This is a genomic window from Segatella intestinalis, from assembly GCF_029348455.1.
Lineage (GTDB): Bacteria > Bacteroidota > Bacteroidia > Bacteroidales > Bacteroidaceae > Prevotella.
This window is the reverse complement of the sequence record NZ_JARJVV010000013.1, coordinates 1-24,610: the sequence shown is the minus strand read 5'-3', so window position 1 is coordinate 24,610 and position 24,610 is coordinate 1. Positions and strand designations below refer to the sequence as shown.

Genomic DNA, 24,610 nt, shown 5'->3' with positions numbered 1-24,610 from the left:
AAAAATTGATATAAAAAGGTTTTGATAGAGAAGCATATAGTACTCGAAGATGTAGACCCAGTGATGTTCTACGGAGTGAACAACGCTCACTTGCAGATGATCAAGTCGCTGTATCCTAAGTTGCGTATCGTGGCACGTGACAATGTGTTGCGTGTGCTCGGCGACGAAGAGGAAATGGCAAAAGCCGAAGAAGAGATAGAACGTATGAGGATACATCTGCTCAAGTACAACACCCTGACAGAGGAAGATATCCTCGACATCGTGAAGGGAAAACAGACCAAAGCCGACACCGTGAAGGGAGTATTGGTATATAGCATCAGCGGAAAGCCCATCAAGAGCCGAAGCGAGAACCAGCAAAAACTTATTGATGCCTACGAGAAGAACGACATGGTGTTTGCCGTAGGGCCTGCCGGTACAGGAAAGACCTACCTCAGCATCGCCCTTGCCGTAAGGGCCCTGAAGGACAAAGTGGCCAAGAAGATCATCCTTTCAAGACCTGCCGTCGAAGCTGGCGAGAAATTGGGATTCCTGCCAGGCGACATGAAGGACAAGATAGACCCATACCTACAACCACTCTATGATTCGCTCGAAGACATGATACCTGCCGTGAAACTGCAGGACATGATGGAGAAGCACATCATACAAATAGCACCCCTGGCTTTTATGCGTGGACGCACCCTAAGTGATGCTATAGTCATCCTCGACGAGGCGCAGAACACCACCTCACAGCAGATACGTATGTTCCTCACCCGAATGGGCACCAACACCAAGATGATCATCACGGGCGACATGACACAGATAGACTTGCCGCGCGACCAGAGAAGCGGACTGAAAGAAGCGCTCAAGATTCTGGAAGGAGTAGAAGGCATCGGAGTAGTGAACTTAGGCCAGAAAGACATCGTGCGCCACAAACTGGTTACCCGTATCGTCAACGCCTACGACAAGTATGACAAGGAACGGGCTGAGGCACGGGAAGCAAGATTAGCAGAAAAAGAGAATACAAAATAATTAGAATTTAAGAATGGACGAAATGAAATGGAAAACCATATCATCGAGTCTAAATTTCAAAGTTCAAATTTCAACGTAAAATGAAAGCTTTAACAAAGACAGATTTCCATTTTGATGGACAAAAGAGTGTTTACCACGGAAAAGTACGTGATGTGTATGACATTAACGACGATATCCTCGTGATGGTCGCCACTGACCGAATCTCGGCATTCGACGTTGTGTTGCCTAAAGGCATTCCTTTCAAGGGACAGGTGCTCAACCAGATTGCAGCCAAGTTCCTGGATACAACAACAGACATTTGTCCTAACTGGAAGCTGGCTACGCCCGACCCTATGGTGACCGTAGGACTGAAGTGCGAGGGTTTCCGTGTAGAGATGATCATCCGCTCTATCCTTACAGGTAGCGCATGGAGAGAATACCAGAAGGGCTGTCGCGAGATCTGTGGCGTAAAACTGCCAGAGGGTATGCGCGAGAACCAGCGTTTCCCAGAGCCAATCATCACACCTACAACCAAAGCTGACGAGGGACACGACATGAACATCTCTAAGGAAGAGATTATCGCACAGGGTATCGTTAGCGCAGAAGACTATGCAGTCATGGAAGACTACACACGCCGCATCTTCCAGCGCGGACAGGAGATTGCTGCCAAGCAGGGTCTCATCCTCGTAGATACAAAATACGAGTTTGGCAAGCGCGACGGCAAGGTGTATCTCATCGACGAGATTCACACTCCAGACTCAAGCCGCTATTTCTATGCTGACGGCTACGAGGAAAAGTTCGAGAAGGGCGAGCCTCAGCGCCAGCTCTCTAAGGAGTTCGTACGCCAGTGGCTCATCGAGCACAATTTCATGAACGAGCCAGGACAGACCATGCCTGAGATTACCGATGAGTATGCAGAGAGCGTAAGCGAGCGCTACATCGAATTGTACGAGCACATCACAGGCGAGAAGTTCGACAAAGCTACCGAGGAAGGCGACATTGCCGCACGAATCGAGAAGAACGTCAGCGAGTGGCTCGCTTCACACAAGAAGTAAGCTGAAGACAACAAGAAGAGTTACGGAACGACAGTCTTTCGACCGACATTCCGTAACTCATACTATACAGTAATATTCTATATATAATATAAGGTACGCGCGAGGCATGTACAAGCAAGAGAAAATAAAGCCCTACGAAGGACAAGGCGATAAAGGGAAACTGGTAGAGGAAATGTTCGACAACATCGCCCCCACCTACGACACCCTCAACCACAGACTCTCGTGGGACATAGACAAAGGCTGGAGGAAGAAGGCCATCAAACAGCTGGCACCTTTCAGACCTCAGAAAATGCTCGACATAGCCACAGGCACAGGCGACTTCGCTATCCTGTCGGCACAAATGCTGCACCCACTGCAACTCATCGGCACAGACATCTCGGAGGGCATGATGAAGATAGGCAAGGAAAAGGTGGCAAGAGAGAAGTTGGAACACATCATCTCCTTCCAGAAAGAAGACTGCCTGAACCTCTCGTTTCCCGACAACACCTTCGATGCCGTAACAGTTGCTTTCGGCATACGCAATTTCCAGAGTCTGGACCAAGGTCTCAGAGAGATGCACCGCGTACTGAAGAAGGGCGGACATCTGAGCATAGTGGAACTGACGTCACCCGTCCGCTTCCCTATGAAACAGCTTTTCCGCATCTATTCACACACCGTACTGCCCATTTATGGCAAGCTGATTTCCAAAGACCAAAGCGCCTACAGCTATCTTACAGCTACCATAGAGGCTTTCCCTCAGGGAGAGACTATGATGGAAGTGCTTAGGAAAGCAGGATTTGCCAAAACAGAATTCAAAAGACTGACTTTCGGAATCTGCACCATGTATTTCGCAACAAAATAAACAGAGTGCAACGATAAAGAACAATACAAAACAAGGATATTATGGACAAATATGGACTTATAGGTTATCCGCTGGGACATTCCTTCTCAAAAAACTACTTCAACGAGAAATTTGAGAACGAAGGAATTGATGCCAAGTACATCAACTTCGAGATACCACACATCGAAGACCTGACAGAAATCTTGGACACCACGCCCGAGTTGAAAGGACTCAATGTCACGATCCCCTACAAGGAAAAGGTTATCAGCTACCTCGACTTCATCAGCCCCGAGGCTACAGCCATCGGAGCTGTCAATGTCATCAAGGTGGAACACAAAGGAAATAACGTCAAGTTGAAAGGCTACAACAGCGATGTCATTGGATTCACCCGCAGCATTGAGCCATTCCTGGAGCCTTGCCATAAGAAAGCCCTTATCTTAGGTACTGGCGGCGCATCCAAAGCCATCAACTATGGACTGAAATCTCTTGGACTCGAGACCGTCTACGTAAGCAGATTCGAGCGCCCTGGAACCATACAGTATGACAAAATAACACCAGAGATTATCAAGGAGTACAACGTTATCGTAAACTGTACCCCTGTAGGAATGTATCCACATACAGACGAATGTCCCGAACTTCCCTACGAGGCTATGGACAGCCACACCCTGCTCTACGATCTCATCTACAACCCTGACGAGACCCTCTTCATGAAGAAAGGCAAAGAGCAAGGAGCCACCGTGAAGAACGGTTTGGAAATGTTGCTTCTGCAAGCCTTTGCATCGTGGGACTTCTGGCATCAGGAATAACATCCACTCTCTGCTGACAATATATAATTCAAAATTATTTTCTTTTTATATCAATTGATTATGAGCAACAACAGATATATGATGCGCGGTGTGAGTGCCGCCAAGGAAGATGTGCATAATGCCATCAAGAATATTGACAAGGGAATCTTCCCACAGGCTTTCTGCAAAATTATTCCCGACATTTTGGGAGGCGACCCTGAGTATTGCAACATCATGCATGCCGACGGCGCCGGCACAAAATCGAGCTTGGCATACATGTATTGGAAGGAGACTGGCGACCTTTCTGTATGGAAAGGTATTGCACAGGATGCTGTGGTAATGAATACCGACGACCTCCTCTGCGTGGGAGCCGTAGACAACATCTTGGTGTCTTCTACCATTGGACGCAACAAAATGCTCGTACCTGGAGAAGTCATCTCTGCCATTATCAATGGTACTGACGAACTCCTGAGCGAAATGCGCAACATGGGCATTGGCATCTATCCTACAGGAGGAGAGACAGCTGACGTAGGCGACTTGGTTCGCACCATCATAGTAGATTCAACAGTAACCTGCCGCATGAAGAGAAGTGAAGTCATCAACAATGCCAACATACAGCCAGGTGATGTCATCGTAGGTCTTTCTTCTACAGGTCAGGCTACCTACGAAAAGAAATACAATGGCGGAATGGGCAGCAACGGACTTACCTCTGCCCGCCATGATGTCTTCGCCAAGTATCTGGCAGAGAACTACCCAGAGAGCTACGACCATGCAGTACCAGAGGAACTGGTATACAGTGGCAAATACAAACTGACCGACGAGGTGGAAGGCGCTCCTGTCAATGCAGGCGAACTGGTTCTCTCTCCTACCCGCACCTATGCTCCTGTTATCAAGAAACTGTTGGACGAACTGCGTCCCGAAATACATGGTATGGTACACTGCACAGGCGGTGCACAGACCAAGGTACTACATTTCGTAAACGAGAACTGCAAGGTTGTGAAGGACAACATGTTCCCTGTTCCACCTCTCTTCAAGGCCATCCACGACTGCTCTGGTACCGACTGGAAGGAAATGTATCAGGTATTCAACATGGGTCACCGTATGGAAATCTATGTGCGTCCTGAGGTTGCAGAGAAGGTTATCGCCATCAGCAAGAGCTTCAATATCGATGCTCAGGTAGTGGGACATATCGAGGAAGGCAAACGCAGCCTGACTATCAAGAGCGAGTTCGGAACTTTCGAATACTAAGAGTTTAAATAACGATGGACAACAACAATATACTACAGAAATTAGAAGGCTTGGAGAGCCGATACGAGGAAGTCAGCACCCTCATTACCGACCCTGATGTGATAGCAGACCAGAGCCGATACGTGAAGTTGACCAAGGAATACAAAGACTTGGGCGACATCATGGCGGCACGCAAGCGCTACATCGACTGCCTCAACGCCATCAAGGAAGCCAAGGACATTCTCGCCAATGAGAGCGACCCTGACATGAAAGAGATGGCACGCGAGGAACTCAATGAGAACGAGACTCTACAGCCCCAGATTGAGGAAGAGATAAAGATTGCCCTTGTGCCAAAAGACCCAGAAGATGCCAAGAACGTACAAATGGAAATTCGTGGCGGAGCTGGTGGCGATGAAGCCGCACTCTTTGCTGGCGACCTCTTCAATATGTACAAGAAATACTGCGAGTCAAAGGGATGGACTGTCAGCGTGACTTCTGTATCAGAAGGTGCTGTTGGCGGATTCAAGGAAATCGACTTTGCTGTTAGCGGAGCTGACGTTTATGGCACGCTGAAATACGAATCAGGCGTACACCGTGTACAGCGAGTTCCTGCCACAGAAACTCAGGGCCGTATGCATACCAGTGCTGCTACAGTAGCCGTACTGCCCGAAGCTGACAAGTTTGAGGTAAACATCAACGAGGGTGATATTAAGTGGGATACATTCCGTTCGAGTGGTGCCGGTGGTCAGAATGTCAACAAGGTGGAGTCCGGTGTACGTCTTCGCTACCCTTGGAAGAACCCTAACACGGGTGAGGTGGAAGAAATCCTCATAGAGTGTACCGAAACTCGCGACCAGCCTAAAAACAAGGAACGTGCCTTGAGCCGTCTGTACACCTTCATTCACGACCGCGAACACCAGAAGTACATCGACGATATTGCCAGCCGACGCAAGAGTCTGGTGTCGACAGGAGACCGTAGCGCCAAGATTCGTACATACAACTTCCCTCAAGGACGTGTCACCGACCACCGTATCGGTTATACCACCCATGACCTGAGTGGATTCCTCGGAGGCGACATACAAGGCATGATAGATGCCCTGACCGTAGCCGAGAATGCAGAAAAACTGAAAGAAACAGAATTGTAGAATTATGAACAGAAAAGAACTTGTAGAACAGATATTCGCCAAGAAAAGTTTCTTGTGCGTAGGTCTCGACACCGATATCAAGAAAGTGCCTGAGCACCTTACCAAACAGTATGAAAAGACTGAAGATGTTATCTTCGCCTTCAACAAGGCCATCATTGATGCCACAGCACCCTACTGTGTTTCTTACAAACCCAACCTGGCTTTCTATGAGAGCATGGGACTGGCAGGCATGATAGCTTTCGATAAGACCATCGCTTATCTGAACGAGCACTATCCTCATCACTTTATCATCGCCGACGCCAAAAGAGGTGACATCGGCAACACATCAAAGATGTACGCCCGCACATTCTTCGAAGAGTATAAGCTCGACGCTCTCACAGTAGCTCCCTATATGGGCGAAGACTCTGTGAAACCATTCTTGGAATATGAGGGAAAATGGGTCATCCTGCTGGCGTTGACAAGCAACAAGGGCAGCCACGACTTCCAGCTCACAGAAGACAAGGACGGTCAGCGTCTTTTCGAGAAAGTGTTGACAAAGAGTCAGGAATGGGGAAACGACGAGAACATGATGTATGTCGTAGGAGCCACACAAGGCAGCATGTTCACCGATATCCGCAAATGCGCTCCTAACCACTTCCTCCTTGTTCCTGGCGTAGGTGCACAGGGAGGCAGTCTGCAGGAAGTGTGCAAGTATGGCATCATCAAGGACTGCGGTCTGCTGGTCAACTCTTCACGTGGCATTATCTATGCCAGCAACGGTGAGGACTTTGCCGAGACAGCTGGCATCAAGGCCAAGGAATTGCAAGAGCAGATGGCAGAAGAATTAGCCAAGCTTTCATAAAAAACGACTACCTTTTATGGCGCAAAGTACCTCTTTTCAGGGCACTTTGCGCCTAAAAAGTGTATGTTTGCAAGCCAAAAAGCAAAATATTACGATTTAATTACAAGTTTATAAATCTTTTTTGCTATATTTGCAAGCAATAAGGAGCTAACTGGCTAATAACAATCATTGAAAACAAACAAATATGGAGTTTACCGCAAAACAAATAGCCCAGTTTGTACAAGGGCACGTAGAAGGTGACGAGAATGCAATCGTCAATACCTTTGCAAAAATTGAAGAAGGTAAGAAAGGTGCTATTTCTTTCCTCTCAAATCCCAAATATACGCATTATGTATACGACACTCAGTCGTCTGTCGTATTGATAGACGAGAGTGTAGAACTGGAAAAGCCCGTTTCCACAACATTGATTCGCGTAAAGAATGCCTACGAATGCGTGGCAAAACTTCTGCAGATGTATGAATCAATGAAGCCTAAGAAGACTGGCATAGATCCATTGGCTTTCATTTCTCCTAAGGCTAAGGTAGCCGAGGGTGTTTACGTAGGAGCTTTTGCTTATATCAGCGATGGAGCTGAGGTGGGCGAAGGCAGCCAGATTTATCCTCATGCTTACATTGGCGAAGGTGTCAAGGTAGGAAAGAACGCACTCATCTATCCTAACGTGACTGTTTATCATGGCTGCAAGTTGGGCGACAACGTAACTCTTCATGCAGGCTGTGTAATAGGTGCCGATGGATTCGGATTTGCACCTGGTCCCGACGGTTACGACAAGATTCCTCAGATAGGTATTGTCACCATTGAGGACGATGTAGAGATAGGTGCCAACACTTGTGTTGACCGTTCTACTATGGGAAGTACCTATATCCGTAAGGGTGTGAAACTCGACAACCTCGTTCAGATAGCTCACAACACTGATATTGGCGAGAACACCGTGATGTCTTCTCAGGTAGGTATCGCAGGAAGCACCAAGGTGGGCCAGTGGTGTATGTTTGGCGGTCAGGTAGGTATTGCTGGTCACATCACTATTGGCGACAAGGTGTTCCTCGGTGCACAGAGTGGTGTTCCAGGAAGTCTGAAGAGCGGACAGCAGCTCATCGGCACACCTCCTATGGAGCAGCGTTCATACTTCAAGTCACAGGCCATCTTCCGTCGCCTGCCCGATATGTACAAGGAACTCAACGACCTGAAGAAGCAGGTGGAAGAACTGAAAAAGAAGTAATAGAAATAACAAGGCACGAATGATACGGATGACACACAGAGTGTAACGCCACTAAGGCATCCGAAAAAAGAATCCGTGTAATCCGTGCCTAAAAAATAATATAATTATGTCAAAACAAAAGACTCTGAAAGGCAGTTTCTCACTTTGTGGAAAAGGCTTGCACACAGGATTAAGCCTCACTGTAACTTTCAATCCTGCAGCAGAGAATACCGGTTATAAAATACAGCGTATCGATCTCGAAGACCAGCCAGTCATCCAGGCAGTAGCTGAGAACGTAGTAGAAACACAGCGTGGAACAGTGCTTGGCAAAGGTGATGTGCGAGTAAGCACCATAGAGCATGGTATGTCTGCTCTTTATGCGCTCGGCATCGACAACTGTCTGATTCAGGTAAATGGTCCAGAATTCCCTATTCTCGATGGCTCAGCTGCTTTGTACGTAGAAAAGATTCAGAGCGTGGGCATACAGGAGCAGAATGCAGAGAAAGACTACTATATCATCCGTCATAAGATAGAGGTGAAAGACGAAAGCGGTTCGGTCATCACTATCCTGCCAGACGAAGACTTCAGTATCACAGCCATGTGCTCGTTCGAGAGCAAGTTCATCAACAGTCAGTTTGCTACACTCGACAAGATGGAGACCTATGCAGAGGAGATTGCTTCTGCCCGTACCTTTGTTTTCGTACGTGACATCATGCCATTGCTGCAAGCCAACCTGATCAAAGGTGGCGACCTCGACAATGCCATTGTGATCTATGAGCGCCAGGTAGAGCAGGCTCAGCTTGACCAACTCGCCGACCATCTTAAGGTTCCTCGCATGGATGCCAACAAGTTGGGCTATATCCAGCACCGACCTCTGCAGTGGGAGAACGAATGCACACGTCATAAGCTTCTCGACATTATCGGCGACATGGCTCTTATCGGTAAGCCTATCAAGGGTCGCATCATCGCAACCCGTCCTGGTCATACCATCAACAATAAGTTTGCCCGCCTGATGCGCAAGGAGATTCGCAAGCACGAGATTCAGGCTCCTATCTACAATCCTAACGAGGAGCCGGTTATGGACAACATACGCATCCGTCAGCTTCTACCCCACCGTTACCCAATGCAGTTGGTAGACAAGGTGATAGCCATGGGTCCAACCAGCATCGTTGGTGTCAAGAGCGTAACAAGCAATGAGCCATTCTTCCAGGGTCACTTCCCTGAAGAGCCAGTCATGCCTGGTGTGCTGCAGGTAGAAGCCATGGCACAATGTGGAGGCTTGTTGGTGCTCAACCAGTTGGAAGAGCCTGAACGCTGGAGCACTTACTTCATGAAGATAGACGACGTGAAGTTCCGCAAGAAGGTAGTACCTGGCGACACTCTCCTGTTCCGTGTAGAGCTGCTGGCTCCTGTACGCCATGGCATCAGCTCAATGAAGGGCTATATGTTTGTTGGAGACCAGGTAGTGGCTGAGGCAACCTTCACTGCACAGATTGTTAAGAATAAGTAAGAAAACTATCCTTTGACATGCAACACAGGCAAGAAAAAAATATATAAAAAGCCTCTCTGCATGTGAGACTTGAATCAACAATAGTTAATTAAATTGTAAACAAGAAATATGAATCAGATTAGTCCTTTAGCATTTGTTCATCCTGAGGCAAAACTCGGAGATAACAACATCATCGGTCCTTTCTGCTATATTGACAAAGACACCGTTCTGGGTGACAACAACGTGATGCAGAATTCTGTAACCATCCATGTGGGAGCACGAATCGGCAACAACAACGAGTTCTTCCCAGGTGCCAGCATCTCTACCAAGCCACAGGATCTGAAGTTCCGCGGTGAGCAGACAACCTGCGAGGTTGGCGACAACAACAGTATTCGTGAGAATGTAACCATTTCCCGTGGTACTGCCTCAAAGGGCAAGACTGTTGTCGGAAGCAACAACCTCCTCATGGAGTGTGTGCACGTGGCTCACGACTGTGAGTTGGGCAGCGGTTTGATCATAGGCAACTCTACAAAATTTGCCGGAGAGGTGGTAGTAGACGACAACGCTATCGTCAGCGCCAATGTTCTCGTTCACCAGTTCTGCCACATTGCAGGATACGTGATGATTCAGGGTGGATGCCGATTCTCACAGGACATTCCTCCATATATCATTGCCGGTAAGGAGCCAACAAGATACTGCGCACTCAACCTGGTAGGCCTTCGCCGCCGCGGTTTCAGCAACGAACTCATTCAGCAGATTCATGAGGCTTACCGCCTTCTCTACTCTAAGGGCGTGCTGAAAGAAGGTATCGAGGAAATCAAGAAGAACCTGCAGATTACCCCTGAAATACAGTATATCATCGACTTCGTTGAGAACTCCAAGAGAGGTATCATTCGATAAAAGTAAAAGGGTAAAAAAGTAAAAAGGTAAAAAGAGCATTCTTGCTTAAGTTTATGAAACGAGCAAGGATGCTTTTTTCTTGAATATAATGAATGATTCAACTTTCGCATGATATGAAGACATTGATTGTGGTCTTAGGTCCTACGGGTGTTGGCAAAACGGAGCTTTGCCTTTCGCTGGCAGAGCATTTAGGCACGCCTATTGTCAATGCAGACTCCCGTCAGATATTCGCCGAGCTCCCTATAGGAACTGCAGCCCCTACTGCCGAACAGCAGAAGCGCGTGAAGCATTATTTTGTAGGCAACCGCCACATCGAGGACTATTACAGTGCTGCCCAATACGAGGCTGACGTGATGAAACTCCTAAAAGAGGATATCTTCAAGAATCACGACGTAGCCCTGCTCACAGGAGGAAGCATGATGTACATTGATGCTGTATGCAATGGCATCGACGACATACCCACCGTACGTGATGACATCAGAGAATGGATGAAAGCACGTCTTGCCAATGAAGGGCTCGACACTTTGGTGGAGGAACTGAAAAACCTCGACCCAGAACACTGGGCCATAGTAGACAAGAAGAATCCACGTCGCGTGGTTCATGCCCTGGAGATATGTCACCAGACAGGAAAGACCTACACATCCTTCCGTACCAACAAAAAGAAGAGCCGTCCTTTCCGCATTGTCAAGATAGGACTGAACAGAGACCGTTCCGAACTGTACGACCGTATCAACCAACGAGTTCACGTCATGATGCAGGAAGGTTTAGAGGCAGAGGCAAGAGGCGTTTATGCCTATCGTGATCAGACAGCCCTGCGTACTGTGGGCTACAAAGAGATGTTTGCCTATTTCGACGGCACCATCGACCTGCATGAAGCGGTACGCCAGATACAGTCACACAGCAGAGAATACATGCGCAAGCAGCTAACATGGTTCAAACGTGACGAGACGATACAATGGTTTCACCCCGATAATATTAAAGAAATCATAAAATATGTAGATAGCTGCTTGAAGATGGAATAATTTTACTACTTTTGCAAAGAAGTTTAAAAGAGTATTCAATATACAACAACAATGAACAAAATCAAGAACTTAGCAGCATGGCTGTGGCGCAAGTTCCGCGCTTTCTGGCCATGGTACAAGAATCTGTATCGAGGCAAGGCATGGTATTCCAAAACTCTCATTGGCATAGCAAGCTGCATCGTGGCTTTCATACTGTATTTAGGTGCAGTGGATATTAACTTCCTCTGGCTGTTTGGTAAATCGCCAGGTTTCTTCTCTGGCATTACGAATCCTCAGACCAGCGAGGCTTCTGAGATTTACAGCGCCGACGGCAAGCTGATAGGTAAGTATTTCAACGAAAACCGTACTCCCGTAAAATACGAAGAGGTAAACCCAGCCTTCTTCAAGGCTTTGGTCGACACCGAGGACGAGCGCTTCTACAAGCATTTGGGTATTGACCCCATCGGACTCTTTGGTGCCATGAAGGATGCCTTGCTGCATCACGATGCACGAGGAGCTTCTACCATCACCCAGCAGTTGGCAAAGAATATGTTCCGCGTCCGCTCCCAGTACTCTACAGGTTTGCTGGGCAAGGTGCCCGGTCTGCGCATTCTCATCATCAAGAGCAAGGAATGGATTATAGCAGCCAAGTTGGAGGCTGTCTACACCAAGAAGGAAATCATCACGATGTATGCCAACACTGTAGATTTCGGTTCCAACTCGTATGGCATCAAGACAGCGGCAAAGACCTACTTCAACGTAAGTCCTAAGGAACTGACTACCGATCAGGCTGCCGTACTCGTAGGTATGCTTAAGGCTACCACCTATTATAATCCACGCACCAACCCCGAACACAGTCTGGAACGACGCAACGTGGTGCTCAACAATATGGTACGCCATGGTGACCTGAGCCGCGAGGAATACAACACCCTCAGTCAGGAGCCTATCAAGCTCGACTTCAAGGTGGAGGAAAACTACGACGGACAAGCCAAATACTTCCGCGAGGCTGTGGCTGACTATCTGGCAGACTGGTGCAAGGACGAGGGTTACGACCTGTATACCAGCGGACTGAAGATATACACCACGATAGATACCCGCATGCAGAAGTATGCTGAAGATGCCGCACGCAAACAGATGCGACAGGTACAGCAGAACTTCAACAACCACTGGGATATCTACCGCAAACAGGATACCAACTGGCTTCGTCAGGAACCCTGGCAGGACGAGAAGCATCAGGTCATCCCCAACTTCATTCAGGGCATTGCCGAGCGCCAGCCTTTCTATAAAGCTTTGATTGCCCGCTTCCCCAACAATCCCGACTCTGTGAACTATTATTATAAGGAGTGGGTTCACCCAGTCAAGGTATTCGATTACGACAAGGGCACCATCACCAAGATGATGACATCCGAAGACTCCATCAAGTACATGACCACCTTCATGCATTGTGCCTTTGTGGCCATGGAACCACAGACGGGTGCCGTTAAGGCATGGGTGGGCGACATCGACTTCGACCATTGGAAATACGACAAAGTGACAGCCGAACGCCAGCCAGGTTCTACCTTTAAGCTCTTCGTCTACACCGAGGCCATGAACCAGGGTCTTACGCCTTGTGACAAGCGTCGCGATGAATATATCTCGATGGATGTCTACGACAAGAAGAAACATGAGATGGTGAAATGGACCCCATCCAATGCCAATGGTTCTTTCTCGGGCGACTCCATCCCACTGAAGAGTGCATTTGCCAAGAGTATCAACTCTGTAGCAGTGCGCTTGGGTCAGGAGATGGGTATCAAGCGCATCATAGAGACAGCACAGAAGATGGGTATTCAGAGTCCGCTCAACGATGAGCCTTCTCTGGCTCTTGGTTCGAGCGACGTCAACCTCTTGGAATTGGCAAACGCCTACTGTACGGTTGCCAACAACGGAAAGCATCATGACCCAGTCCTGGTGACAAGAATTGTAGACCGCGACGGCAAGGAGGTATATACTGCCCCATCAACCGAGGAACAGGTGATTCCTTACAAGTCTGCCTTCCTGATGCAGCAGTTGCTGCAGGGCGGTATGCGCGAACCAGGAGGAACCTCACAGAGTCTGTGGGGCTACGTGGGCAATGTTCGTGATACTGAGTTTGGTGGAAAGACCGGTACAACCAACAATCACTCCGACGCCTGGTTCATGGGTGTGAGCCCTAAGCTCGTAGTAGGTGCATGGGTAGGAGGAGAATACCGCTGCATCCACTTCAGGACGGGTGCTCTCGGACAAGGTTCCCGAACGGCATTGCCTATCTGCGGATACTTCTGGCAATACGTGATGAACGATCCTGCCTTCCAGAAATACCACGGCAAGTTTGACAAGCCTCACGACGAGGACATCACCCGCGACATGTACATCTGTGCAAGTTATGTGCCCAAGGCTAAGGTTGATACCACTCAGGTAGACAGCACTGCACTCAACGAAGAGATCATCCTCGACGAGAACGGCAACCCTGTCATCAAGGAGATACCTGCCGAAAAGAATGAGGCAACAACAGGAACTGCCACAGAGAAAAAGCCAGGCGAGGAACAGGGCGAGAAGAAAGAAAAGAAAAAGTCACGCCCCACAGAGCAGGCCATCAAGTTTGACGACTTGTAAACCGCGCCAGGCTCTATAGTGACAGAAAAGAATAAACACAACCTAACAAAAATCGGCGATTTTCTGAAAGATGGGAATCGCCGATTGTCATTTCAAAGAAACAGGTATGGCAGAAAAAGACCACTCAGCAAGCCAGTCTGCAGAAAATCATATCGACCTGGATAATCCTGAGTTGCAGAATGCACTCCAGATTATACAGTACACCCGACGCTCACTCTTCCTCACAGGAAAGGCAGGCACCGGCAAGTCCACCTTTCTGCGCTACATTGCTGCCCACACCAAAAAGAAACACATCATTCTTGCACCCACCGGTATTGCTGCCATCAATGCCGGAGGAAGCACCCTGCACAGTTTCTTCAAGATTCCCTTCCATCCGCTGCTGCCCAACGACAGTATGTTCAGCGTGCGCAATATCCGCAACACCCTGAAGTACAACTCCGAGAAAATTAAGATCATACGCGAGGTGGAACTCATCATCATCGACGAGATCAGTATGGTGCGTGCCGACATCATAGACTTCATAGATAAGGTGCTACGCATATACAGCCGCAACATGCGAGAGCCTTTCGGTGGCAAGCAACTGCTTCTCGTGGGAGATATCTATCAGCTGGAACCTGTCGTGAGAGAGGAAGACCGCAGGCTTCTCTCACCTTTCTACCGCAGCAGTTTCTTCTTCGATGCCAAGGTGTTCGAATACTTCCAGTTGGTGAGCATCGAGCTGAGAAAGGTTTACCGACAAAGCGACCCTGTGTTTATCAGCATACTCGACCACATTCGCACCAGTCAGGTTCCCATGAGCGACCTTCAGAAACTCAACCAGCGTGTGGGAGCCCGACTTGACGAAAGCGACAGCAAACTCGCCATCACCCTTTCCACACGCCGCGACACAGTAGACTACATCAACGACAGTCAACTCAAACTGTTGCCTGGCGAGCCTACCCTCTTCCGAGGCAATATCCAGGGCGAGTTCCCTGAAAGCAGCCTCCCCACCCCAATGGAACTATACCTGAAGACGGGCGCACAGATCATCTTTATCAAAAACGATATAGAGCATCAATGGGTCAACGGAACCCTGGGAACCATCATCGGTTTCGACGATGACGATGATGCCAAGATATACGTGCGAACAGAAAATGGACAGGATATCATGGTGGAGCCTGCCGCATGGAGCAACATGAGATATCACTTCAACGAGGTGGAGAAAAAGATAGAAGAGGAAGAGATTGGCCGTTACGAGCAATATCCCTTGCGGTTGGCGTGGGCGATTACTGTCCACAAAAGCCAGGGCCTTACCTTCAATCAGGTGAAGATAGATTTCACAGGGGGCGTCTTTGCTGGAGGACAGACCTATGTGGCACTGTCACGTTGTACCAGTCTGGAAGGCATCAGCCTGCAGGAACCCATCAGACAGAACGAGGTCTTTGTACGCAACGAGGTGAAGCAGTTTGCCCGTCACTACAACGACCAATCTACCATCAACACGGCTCTCTCCCAGAGCAAAGCCGACAAACAATACCATGATGCCGCCGCAGCATTCGACCAGGGCGACATGCAGGGAGCACTCGACAACTTCTTCCTTGCCATACACAGCAGATACGACATCGAGAAGCCAAGTGCCAAACGACTGATACGAAGAAAATTGGGAAAGGTCAACTCCCTGATAGCTGAGAACGAGCAGCTACGCGAAATCATCAGGCAGAAGGAGGAAGAGAAAAAGAAACAAGAGAAATTCCTGAAACGCCTGGCAGCAGAATACACTTTGCTGGGCAAAGAATGCGAGAAAGAAGGTATGTCGGCTGCTGCCATCGCCAACTACAAGAAAGCACTCGAACTGTGCCCCGAGCATCCCGAGGCTAAAAGAAGATTAAAAAAGTTGAACCCGTAAATGGATTCAACTTTTTTTCCTTTTTATCTTGTCCGCATTCTGATTCATGATCAGTTCTATTTTCCTATCAGTTTCTTATTGACCTTGAACCGGTCGAAGCCCAATCCATAGACACCGATAACAGCACTCTGGCTGACAAACGCAGAAGGGTCAATCTCATCTATCAGGCGGAATATCGTCTGCGACTCACGCTGACGGGCCAGCACAAAGAGCATGTGCACATCCTTGCCACTATAGCATCCATGACCGTCCATCACCGTACAGCCTCTGTCGGCAGCTGTATTGATGGCGGCACTCAGTTCCAGATACTTGTCCGAGATGATGAAGAACTGCACCGATCTGCGAAGTGTGTTCACCACATGGTCTACACAAACTGAACAGACAAAAAGGCACACATAGCCATAGATCACCATCTCCCAGTCTTTCAGTACCCAGTAGGAACTCGTGACAATACACAGGTCGCAAATCATGATGGCATGACCCAACGAGATGTTGTAATACTTGTTCACCATGGCTGCCACCGTATCAGAGCCACCCGTAGAACCATTGCTCGACAATCCCAATCCGGCACTGCATCCCATGAAGAAAGCTCCCACCACTGTTGCCATGAATGGCTGGTCGTGCAAGAGCGTAATCTCGTTTCCGCCATGACTCTCTATCAAGCGGGTGACTACGGCAAAGACTGCCACGGCATACACCGTCTTCAGGCAGAAGCGCCATCCCAATGCCCTATAGGCCAATACCAAAAGAAAAATATTGAGACCGAAATAAGAAAACGATACAGGAATACCGAAGCCCCAATACAGGATAGAGGCAATACCGCCTACACCGCCCATAGTGATGTGGTTGGGAAGCAGGAACACGTTAAGACCGATACTTCCGATAACCATGGCTAAGGCTATCACTATGTAATCACGTATCTCATGAATTTTTGTTTTCCTCGTCATGATGCAGTTTTGATTATTTTTTGATTTTGATGTGTATATTATTTGGTATATTTCTTGCCAAGTCCCTTGGCGAGTCCACCCTCACTGGTCTCCTTGTAGAGCGAAGGAAGATCATGACCCGTCTGACGCATCACCTCCACCACCTTGTCAAACGACACACTGTGATGACCGTCGGAGAAAGAGGCATACAAGTCGGCATCCAAGGCTCGGGCTGCAGCAAAGGCATTACGCTCGATACAAGGTATCTGAACCAGTCCGCATACCGGGTCGCAGGTCATACCCAAGTGATGTTCCAGACCCATCTCGGCAGCATACTCCACCTGGGCAGGACTTCCACCAAATAACTGGCAGGCTGCAGCCGAAGCCATCGCACAGGCCACGCCTACCTCACCCTGACAACCCACATCGGCACCACTTATCGAAGCATTGTGCTTGACGATGTTGCCCACAAGACCGGCAGTAGCCAAGGCTCTCAAAATGCGCTGTTCGCTCATGTCGTGAGCTTCCTGCATGTGATAGAGCACCGCTGGCAACACGCCACAGGCACCACAAGTAGGAGCCGTAACGATGGTTCCTCCAGATGCATTCTCCTCGCTCACTGCCAGGGCATAGGCATAAACCAAACCTCTCGACTGCAGCGAGGCACGATAGCCCTTGGCCTTGGTGTAATAAGTAGCAGCCTTACGAGGCAGATTCAGCGGACCAGGCAACACACCCTCATGGTCGAGACCGCGACGAATGGCTTCCTTCATGGTCTGCCATATCGTCTTGAGATAGTCCCAGATTTCCTTGTCCTCACATTTCTCCACATATTCCCAGAAAGAGCGGCCGTTATCGTAGCACCAGCTCTGTATATCGCTCATCTTGTTGAGGTCGTACACTTCGGAAGCTCCCAGTTCATCATGACCGTCAATGCCATCCGAAAGGGCTCCACCGCCAATGCTGTAAACCGTCCACTCGTCTATAATATCACCATTCACGTCCCTGCCAACAAACTTCATTCCGTTGGGGTGAAAGGGCAAGAACACCTGTGGCTTCCAGATAATGCTGACAGTGTGATGTGGATGAAGCACCTCCTCTATGGCGACATCCGTCATGTGTCCCTTGCCTGTGGCTGCCAGACTGCCATACAGAGTCACCTCATACGAAGATGCGTTGCTACAGCGTTCCAAAAAGAGTTGGGCAGCACGCTGGGGTCCCATCGTATGACTGCTCGACGGCCCCTTGCCTATTCTATAAAGCTCGCGTAATGATTTCATATTCTATACTAACTTTCTGCTTGTTTAAAACAACTATTTTCTGTTCTCGTTCTATCAAGTTGCAAAATTACAAATTTTAATAGAAATATCGGCAAGTTTAATCAGAAAAATCAGCAAAGGCAAATAGAAATAACTACTGATCTCTTCTAATCTTCAAATCAATCCACGACAAGCAAACTGTTTAAGAACGTCAAAGAGAAAACCCCAATAATTCAGCCTTTTCCTTCTTCATTATATTCTTCAGTATTATCATCTTCGGTAATAAGCAGAGAAGCTGCTGGCGGAACAAAACCAGAATCTATTCATTATGAATGAAAGATTTTAGACAAAAGCGTTCGTTCTGAGTGAAAGGTTTTTAATAAAAGTATTCATTCAGAATGAAAGATTTTTGGATTTTCTCTTGCTGCTTTCAGATATTTTTCTTATTTTTGCCCACGAATCATAAAATAGTGGAGCAATTCATAAAATAGTGGAGCAATGAAAGAACTGTTAAAACAAATTATATTTGAGCAGCAGGAAAACTGCAAGCATCTTATGCAGGATGCTATTCCTCGACACATAGAAGAGGAATGGCTTACCACCACGGAAATCCTTATCATAACTGGTGTAAGACGATGTGGAAAGTCGGTGTTGCTGCAGCAACTGCGTGATAAGTTGGAGGAGAAAGATTTCTTCTTCAATTTTGACGATGAGCGTCTCGTAAACTTTAAGCTTGAAGATTTTGCAACCTTGCAGGAATGCTTCTTTGAGCTTTTCGGTGAGCAGCACACCTATTACTTTGATGAGATTCAAAACATTGCGGGTTGGGAAACCTTTGTGAGACGCCTTTACAACGAAGGCAATAAGGTGGTGGTGACAGGATCCAATGCCCGGATGCTGAGCAAGGAGATGGGCACTCATCTCACAGGGCGTTATATCTCTGTAGAGGTTTATCCTTTCTCTTTTGCCGAATACCTGCAGCTGGAGCATATTGAGCATTCGCAGAAAGATTTCTATCTGATGGCGAGCCGTTCCAAACTGTTGGGGCATTTCCGTGATTTCTTGGAGAGGGGTGGTTTTCCGAAATATCTTCAGACGGGTTCCGTCAGTTACCTATCCTCACTTTATGAGAGCATTATCTTCCGGGATGTGATGGCTCGCAATGGTCTTACGAACGACAAGGAAATTAAAGAGCTTGCGTTTTATCTTGCCAGCAATGCCACCAAGCGTGTTACCTATAACTCGCTGGGAAAGATAGTGGGCATCCGTCATCCCGAAACCATCAAGAACTATCTGGAATATATTCAGCAAACCTACATGATATTCCAGCTGCTGAAGTATGCTCCATCGGTAAAGACCCAGATGCTGAGTCCGAAGAAGGTGTATTTTATAGATAATGCCATCATCAGCAGGATGGGGTTCAATGTCACGGATAACAATGGTGTAAAGCTGGAGAATGCCGTTTTCATCGAGTTGCTGCGAAGGGGTTATGACTTGTTCTATCATGCCGACAAGAAAGAGTGCGACTTTGTGGTGAGAGAAGGTGTAAGGATTACCCAGGCTTACCAGGTTACGGTGAAGATGGATGATGAGAAGACTCGCAAGCGTGAGATAGAGGGTCTGCAAGAGGCGATGGATATCTATGATTTATCAGAAGGCTACATTATTACGCTGAATGAGAAAGAGGAGCTTACCATAGATGGGAAGACGGTGCATATAATTCCTGCCTGGGAATGGATGCTGAAGTAAAGGCTGGATTAAGAAGGCCGACTTTCCCAAAAAGAAAGGGCGGAAAAACAGCTGGGGTTAACAGTTGTTTTTCCGCTCTTTCTTTGTTTTCGAGCATTCATTTTCCTTTCTTGTGTGCCCCCACATCTATCTTTTTTGCTTTTCTCTCTAAAAAGTTCCTGGAAAAGGAGAGGCATTTCAAATATTTTATATACCTTTGCACGCAGATACCCATTCTGCTCACGCCGAGTGCCGACACTTTGCTATGAGTCATGGCGATGGTTGAGGCGTGGTTTGGGGATGGGGCTCTAATAACAATTGAGTTTACTTGAGGTATTCTTAATTTATAAAGAAAACTTTGTGAATAGCAAGCAAAGTAATAGTAGATACACTTATTGAGTATTTCAATAGGGGTAGATGGGTGTGGTAATTTTAAGACAATAGTTTGCTATGGAAATTTTAGAGTTTAGTGATGTACTTTCTTCTGTTATGATTGAAGAAATAAAAAGAGCAGTTTTTTGTCGTCAGATTGCTTTTGGTAAGTTTATTAATGGATATTCTTGTATATATCTGCATGTTAATCAAGAACAATTAAACGACAGTGAAGACGAGTTTACTGCTTCCTATATAATAAATAAAAAAGGTTCTTTTTTAAATGTCAATATAGTTTCTGATTCAGAAAAAAAAACAGTTGATAGTGTAGTTCGTAACGATTTGTGTGGATTAGGACCAATAGATATAAAAAGAATAGTTACATATTCTTCAGAAAATGACTTCGTAGATTTAGATGCTTTTTTCGAAAATAGAAATGAATTTAAATTTGATTATACAGATTATATAATCTTGTCGCATTTAACTGATAAATGTGAGAGAGTTGGTTCTGTATTTCAAATTGATGAGAGTTTCCAATTGAAAGAGATATATTCTGGAAATCTTAATGGGATTACAAATTATGCCTTCAAGAATAGGTATCTATTCTTAAAAAGTGAGTTAGAAGATTATATTAATCCTAATGATTGTTATGATGAGTATTTTCTTGATGATATGGATTATAATCGCATTGAGCTCGAAGAAGAGGTTCAAAAAAATATATACGCCACAAAATATGGAATATTTGATTTAAATGCCAAAACGCATTTAATATATGCAGATGGTCATACTTCTTTTACAAATTCTGCAAATGGTTTCCCTAACGTTCGAATATGCAATGATGAAATTTCTTTTTGTAATAAATTGATTTCTTCTGAGTTTACTTATGAATGTGGACAAAAAAAAGGATACACCAAGAAAGTTTGGAGTCCTTTTACAATACTGGATAAAAGAAACTATAAGGTAGAGATTTTTGACCCATTTTCTTCATTCAGTAAAAATATATTCTATACAGATAATTATTATTCTTTCTGTAGATATAAAGAAAGTAAACTGTTTGGAAAAGATTATTATAATGAAAATAAATCTATAGCATTTGCATTGTATTTTGCAAAACCAACACCTTGTGTTGTTGTTGATTTGCGTGAGTACACATTAGAAGCAGAGACTGGTAGAGACTTCTTTGGGCGTGTTATACATGCTGTACCTGGTATCTTTTATACTATTTCACAGGGGAAGTATACGGGTATGAATATCTTGTGGATGTTAGAAAAATATCCGGAAAAAATAATAGAATTAATAAATTCCGGATATTTGTATCTTTTACATTTTGAACGCTTTTCAAATGAATTTTATATAGAAGAAGATTATAAAATGAAAATTCAAAGGGCATTAAGTCTTGCGATTAGTTATAGTGTCATAGAAAATATGACAGATCATTTGAAGCCTTTATTTGCGTTTAGTAATTATTATGAGCCAGAGTTTCTTGAATACGATAATAGTAATAAAACGTTTGAGAATATGGTTCTATTTAAGAGCTCTTTTATTATTGAATTGTTACAAAATCATTCTTTGTACATAGAGTCTCAAGTTATTGAACAGATGAAACAAAAATATAATGGTAAGAAAAGGATTATGACAATATTGGCAAAAATCGAAAAAGAAAATGTTTCGTCTAAGGGTTTTATAAATAGAGAATTAGAACGTCTAGAAGAACAAGATGAAAACTGGCGGCAAGAAAGTCTGTACGAGGAAGAAAACGATTTTTATGAGAATGATACAACATGGTATGAAGGTGATTCTGATGCACAGTGGAATATAGATTAAATCCCCCCTAGTTCGGACAAATTGCTTTTGTTAAAAGTAGTTTTTGTAGTTCAAATAAGGACATAGAGTCTCTGCTGCCACCACGGTAAGGATGGTTGCTTAGACGTAGATAGTTTATACGATAAATGCGTTGTAGTAATAAAGCCTCAGCATTTTCGTATCTTCGACAACGTATCCTGTAAGAATTTTAGGTTCGTTGTCGAAAGATACTGTATGTTTTCCATGCAGAAATCAGATATAATGAATAATTGTAACAGACCAATGGTATGAGTGTATAATCTATACCATATCATTCTGTAGTTAGGTAATGTGTCTTTTGCGCTTATACTATTCTCACCCTAAGCTGAATTCTAGTATATTCTGCGTAAAAAATGTTAAACTCGTCAATTGTACAAAAAAAAATTGTAACTTTGTCCCGAACTTAGAAATATTGATGCCTTATCAAAAAGATTAGTTTGGTTATAATATGCTGAACTATAGATGAATCTAAGATTCGCAGATGAATATTTTTAATAACTTAAAAAATTAAAATTATGATAGAAAAAATTCTTCTAGCATTAGTTTTAATGGTATGTGTCAGAGTACACATATTTATTAAGCATTAAAAGCATTCTTTGCTATTTGCTACGGCAAATAAAATGTTTTAGATATTGATGTGGTTTTCTGCATCTCATCGATTAGGCAACGATGGCAGTACTTGCCTTCTTAAAGATTTCTGCTATTGGGCACGAGCAATCGTGCCCTTTTATGTTTCTGAAGAGTTAAATCGATGAAAAAGTTTGGCGTTATCGAGTAAAAAACGCATATTTGCGACCGAAAACCGTGTCTTGACACAAAAAACGTCATAAGCTATGTATTTTGAACGTAAAGCATACTTGAAAGAACTCATTTTGGCAGAAGGCAATGGGATGATCAAGATTATCACCGGCATTCTCCGTTGTGGTAAATCCTTCCTTCTCTTCAACATCTTCCGCAAGCATTTGCTTGAAAGAGGTGTTGCGGAAGATCATATCATACAGGTAAATCTTGAAGACCGTAGAAACAAAAAACTCCGTGACCCTGATGCTTTGCTGGAGCATATCGATGCTTTGATGAAAGATAAGGATAGGTATTACATTCTTCTTGATGAGGTTCAGATGGTAAAGGAGTTTGAGGATGTGCTCAACTCTTATCTCCATGTGGAGAATGCCGAAGTGTATGTTACAGGTTCCAATGCCCGATTTTTATCGAAGGATGTGATAACAGAATTTCGTGGTCGAGGATGGGAAATCCGAATCCATCCGCTGAGTTTTTCTGAATATTATGAAGTAGTAGGAGGCGAGGAGCATCAAGCCCTGGAGACATATTATCTTTATGGTGGATTGCCTGCTGTGGCGCAGATAGAAACTCCTGAAGCGAAACAGAATTATCTTCGTGAGATTTATGAGACGGTTTATCTGAAGGATGTTTTGGAGCGTAATCGCCTGAAGAATTCTGATGGAATGCGCGAGTTGGTGCGCCTTCTGGCTTCTACGATTGGTTCCTGTACGAATGTGCAGAGAATCTCAAATACGTTCAAATCTGTTGGAGGAGTGGAAATCGGTACTAAAACCATTGGCAGGTATCTGGAGAACCTTCAGGATTCCTTTATCATCAGCGAGGCTTTGCGCTATGATGTGAAGGGGCGCAAATATATTGGTACTGGTACCAAGTATTACTTCGAGGACATCGGTATCAGAAATGCCGTGGTAGATTTCCGGCAGATAGAATTCACTCATATCATGGAAAACGTGGTTTATAACGAGTTGCGGAAGCAGGGTTATACTGTAGATGTGGGGGCAGTGGAGAGTTTCAAACGAGATGAGAATGGTAAGTTACAGCGTAGGAATCTTGAGATTAATTTCGTGGTGAACCGTCATGATGAACGCCTCTATATACAGTCGGCTTACGCCTTGCCAGATAAGGAGAAGGTAGAACAGGAGCAGGCTTCTCTTTTGAATATAAACGATGGCTTTCGCAAACTGATTATCGTTGGGGATAGGTATCGTTCGGGTTATAATGAAGAGGGCATTCTGATGATGAGCCTCTCCGATTTCCTCTTGGGAAAAGAATAGATTGTCTTGAAGAAAATATCAAGAGCGGAAGAACAACTGTTAATCCAAGTTGTTGTTCTTCCACTCTTTGCTTTTGTTTCTGAGTACCTCGCTTACAGGCTTCCATTCCTTCCTACATATTTAAAATGTGCATTTTTGCCGAAGAATCATATTAATGGGAGTTTTCAACTATTGCCGTAAATGTTCTGCTTAGCCTATAAAAGTTCTATTCAAAGCCTTGTATTTGTTCTGTTTTGCGGACTAAAATTGTTAAACCACAGATAAATCTATGTTCGATACTTTAGAACACAAGTTCGAAACTTTAGAACATAAGTTCGATACTTTAGAACCAGGGCAAACGCATCAAACTTTTTACCTTTTAACATATAGATATTAATGTTGTATCTTATTGAATATTAACTATTTATATTTGCTTATACCAAAAATATTTTGTATCTTTGTAAAGAA

18 protein-coding genes are annotated in these 24,610 nt (G+C 45.5%); 16 read left to right on the top strand and 2 right to left on the bottom strand.

The features are described from left to right. Positions 1-21 precede the first annotated feature (21 nt). From P3T48_RS09780 to P3T48_RS09720, 13 genes are all read left to right on the top strand, one after another. Complete coding sequence (locus P3T48_RS09780) at positions 22-1,008, top strand: PhoH family protein (RefSeq protein ID WP_158462698.1); 987 nt, start codon at positions 22-24, stop codon at positions 1,006-1,008. An 80-nt stretch (positions 1,009-1,088) separates the two neighbouring features. Further along, positions 1,089-2,042, top strand: coding sequence for a phosphoribosylaminoimidazolesuccinocarboxamide synthase (locus P3T48_RS09775; protein ID WP_217758413.1), 954 nt, complete (start codon positions 1,089-1,091; stop codon positions 2,040-2,042). Positions 2,043-2,148: 106 nt separating this feature from the next. After that, on the top strand, positions 2,149-2,883 hold the full coding sequence (gene ubiE, locus P3T48_RS09770) for a bifunctional demethylmenaquinone methyltransferase/2-methoxy-6-polyprenyl-1,4-benzoquinol methylase UbiE (protein WP_276506568.1): 735 nt from the start codon (positions 2,149-2,151) through the stop codon (positions 2,881-2,883). A gap of 41 nt (positions 2,884-2,924) precedes the next feature. Continuing rightward, positions 2,925-3,668 (top strand): shikimate dehydrogenase family protein, encoded by a 744-nt coding sequence (locus P3T48_RS09765; protein WP_276506567.1) that lies wholly within the window; start codon positions 2,925-2,927, stop codon positions 3,666-3,668. A gap of 78 nt (positions 3,669-3,746) precedes the next feature. Next, entirely contained in the window at positions 3,747-4,895 is a 1,149-nt protein-coding gene (locus P3T48_RS09760; protein ID WP_443217186.1) for an AIR synthase-related protein, read from the top strand. 14 nt (positions 4,896-4,909) lie between these two features. Continuing rightward, entirely contained in the window at positions 4,910-6,019 is a 1,110-nt protein-coding gene (gene prfA / locus P3T48_RS09755) for a peptide chain release factor 1 (RefSeq protein WP_158462695.1), read from the top strand. 4 nt (positions 6,020-6,023) lie between these two features. Then, positions 6,024-6,860 (top strand): orotidine-5'-phosphate decarboxylase, encoded by an 837-nt coding sequence (pyrF, locus tag P3T48_RS09750; RefSeq protein ID WP_217758415.1) that lies wholly within the window; start codon positions 6,024-6,026, stop codon positions 6,858-6,860. 184 nt (positions 6,861-7,044) lie between these two features. Continuing rightward, positions 7,045-8,076: a UDP-3-O-(3-hydroxymyristoyl)glucosamine N-acyltransferase gene (gene lpxD, locus P3T48_RS09745; protein WP_276506565.1), complete on the top strand. Its 1,032-nt coding sequence runs from the start codon at positions 7,045-7,047 to the stop codon at positions 8,074-8,076. A 106-nt stretch (positions 8,077-8,182) separates the two neighbouring features. Next, a complete protein-coding gene (locus P3T48_RS09740; RefSeq protein WP_254880153.1) occupies positions 8,183-9,565 on the top strand; it encodes a bifunctional UDP-3-O-[3-hydroxymyristoyl] N-acetylglucosamine deacetylase/3-hydroxyacyl-ACP dehydratase in 1,383 nt (460 codons plus the stop codon). Positions 9,566-9,673: 108 nt separating this feature from the next. After that, positions 9,674-10,444 carry an acyl-ACP--UDP-N-acetylglucosamine O-acyltransferase gene (gene lpxA / locus P3T48_RS09735; protein WP_022251529.1) on the top strand — a complete coding sequence of 257 codons (771 nt, stop codon included), beginning with the start codon at positions 9,674-9,676 and terminating at the stop codon, positions 10,442-10,444. A gap of 113 nt (positions 10,445-10,557) precedes the next feature. Beyond that, the gene (gene miaA / locus P3T48_RS09730; protein ID WP_276506564.1) at positions 10,558-11,466 is read left to right on the top strand and encodes a tRNA (adenosine(37)-N6)-dimethylallyltransferase MiaA; all 909 of its coding nucleotides are present in this window, start codon (positions 10,558-10,560) and stop codon (positions 11,464-11,466) included. A 51-nt stretch (positions 11,467-11,517) separates the two neighbouring features. Continuing rightward, positions 11,518-14,076, top strand: a complete 2,559-nt coding sequence (locus P3T48_RS09725) for a transglycosylase domain-containing protein (protein ID WP_276506563.1) — start codon at positions 11,518-11,520, stop codon at positions 14,074-14,076. 106 nt (positions 14,077-14,182) lie between these two features. After that, on the top strand, positions 14,183-15,961 hold the full coding sequence (locus P3T48_RS09720) for an AAA family ATPase (RefSeq protein ID WP_276506562.1): 1,779 nt from the start codon (positions 14,183-14,185) through the stop codon (positions 15,959-15,961). Positions 15,962-16,017: 56 nt separating this feature from the next. On the opposite strand, the gene P3T48_RS09715 is transcribed toward P3T48_RS09720, so the two are convergent. Together P3T48_RS09715 and P3T48_RS09710 are read right to left on the bottom strand one after the other, a co-directional pair. Then, positions 16,018-16,908 carry a YitT family protein gene (locus tag P3T48_RS09715; RefSeq protein WP_022251525.1) on the bottom strand — a complete coding sequence of 297 codons (891 nt, stop codon included), beginning with the start codon at positions 16,906-16,908 and terminating at the stop codon, positions 16,018-16,020. A 38-nt stretch (positions 16,909-16,946) separates the two neighbouring features. Continuing rightward, positions 16,947-18,167 carry an L-serine ammonia-lyase gene (locus P3T48_RS09710; RefSeq protein WP_022251524.1) on the bottom strand — a complete coding sequence of 407 codons (1,221 nt, stop codon included), beginning with the start codon at positions 18,165-18,167 and terminating at the stop codon, positions 16,947-16,949. Positions 18,168-18,644: 477 nt separating this feature from the next. Here P3T48_RS09710 and P3T48_RS09705 point away from each other — a divergent pair, with 477 nt between their 5' ends. The 3 genes from P3T48_RS09705 (at position 18,645) to P3T48_RS09695 (ending at position 24,163) form a co-directional block, all read left to right on the top strand. Continuing rightward, positions 18,645-19,895, top strand: a complete 1,251-nt coding sequence (locus tag P3T48_RS09705) for an ATP-binding protein (protein ID WP_276506561.1) — start codon at positions 18,645-18,647, stop codon at positions 19,893-19,895. A 429-nt stretch (positions 19,896-20,324) separates the two neighbouring features. Continuing rightward, positions 20,325-22,070 (top strand): hypothetical protein, encoded by a 1,746-nt coding sequence (locus tag P3T48_RS09700; RefSeq protein WP_276506560.1) that lies wholly within the window; start codon positions 20,325-20,327, stop codon positions 22,068-22,070. 851 nt (positions 22,071-22,921) lie between these two features. After that, positions 22,922-24,163, top strand: coding sequence for an ATP-binding protein (locus tag P3T48_RS09695; RefSeq protein WP_276506559.1), 1,242 nt, complete (start codon positions 22,922-22,924; stop codon positions 24,161-24,163). The last annotated feature ends 447 nt before the right edge of the window (positions 24,164-24,610 follow it).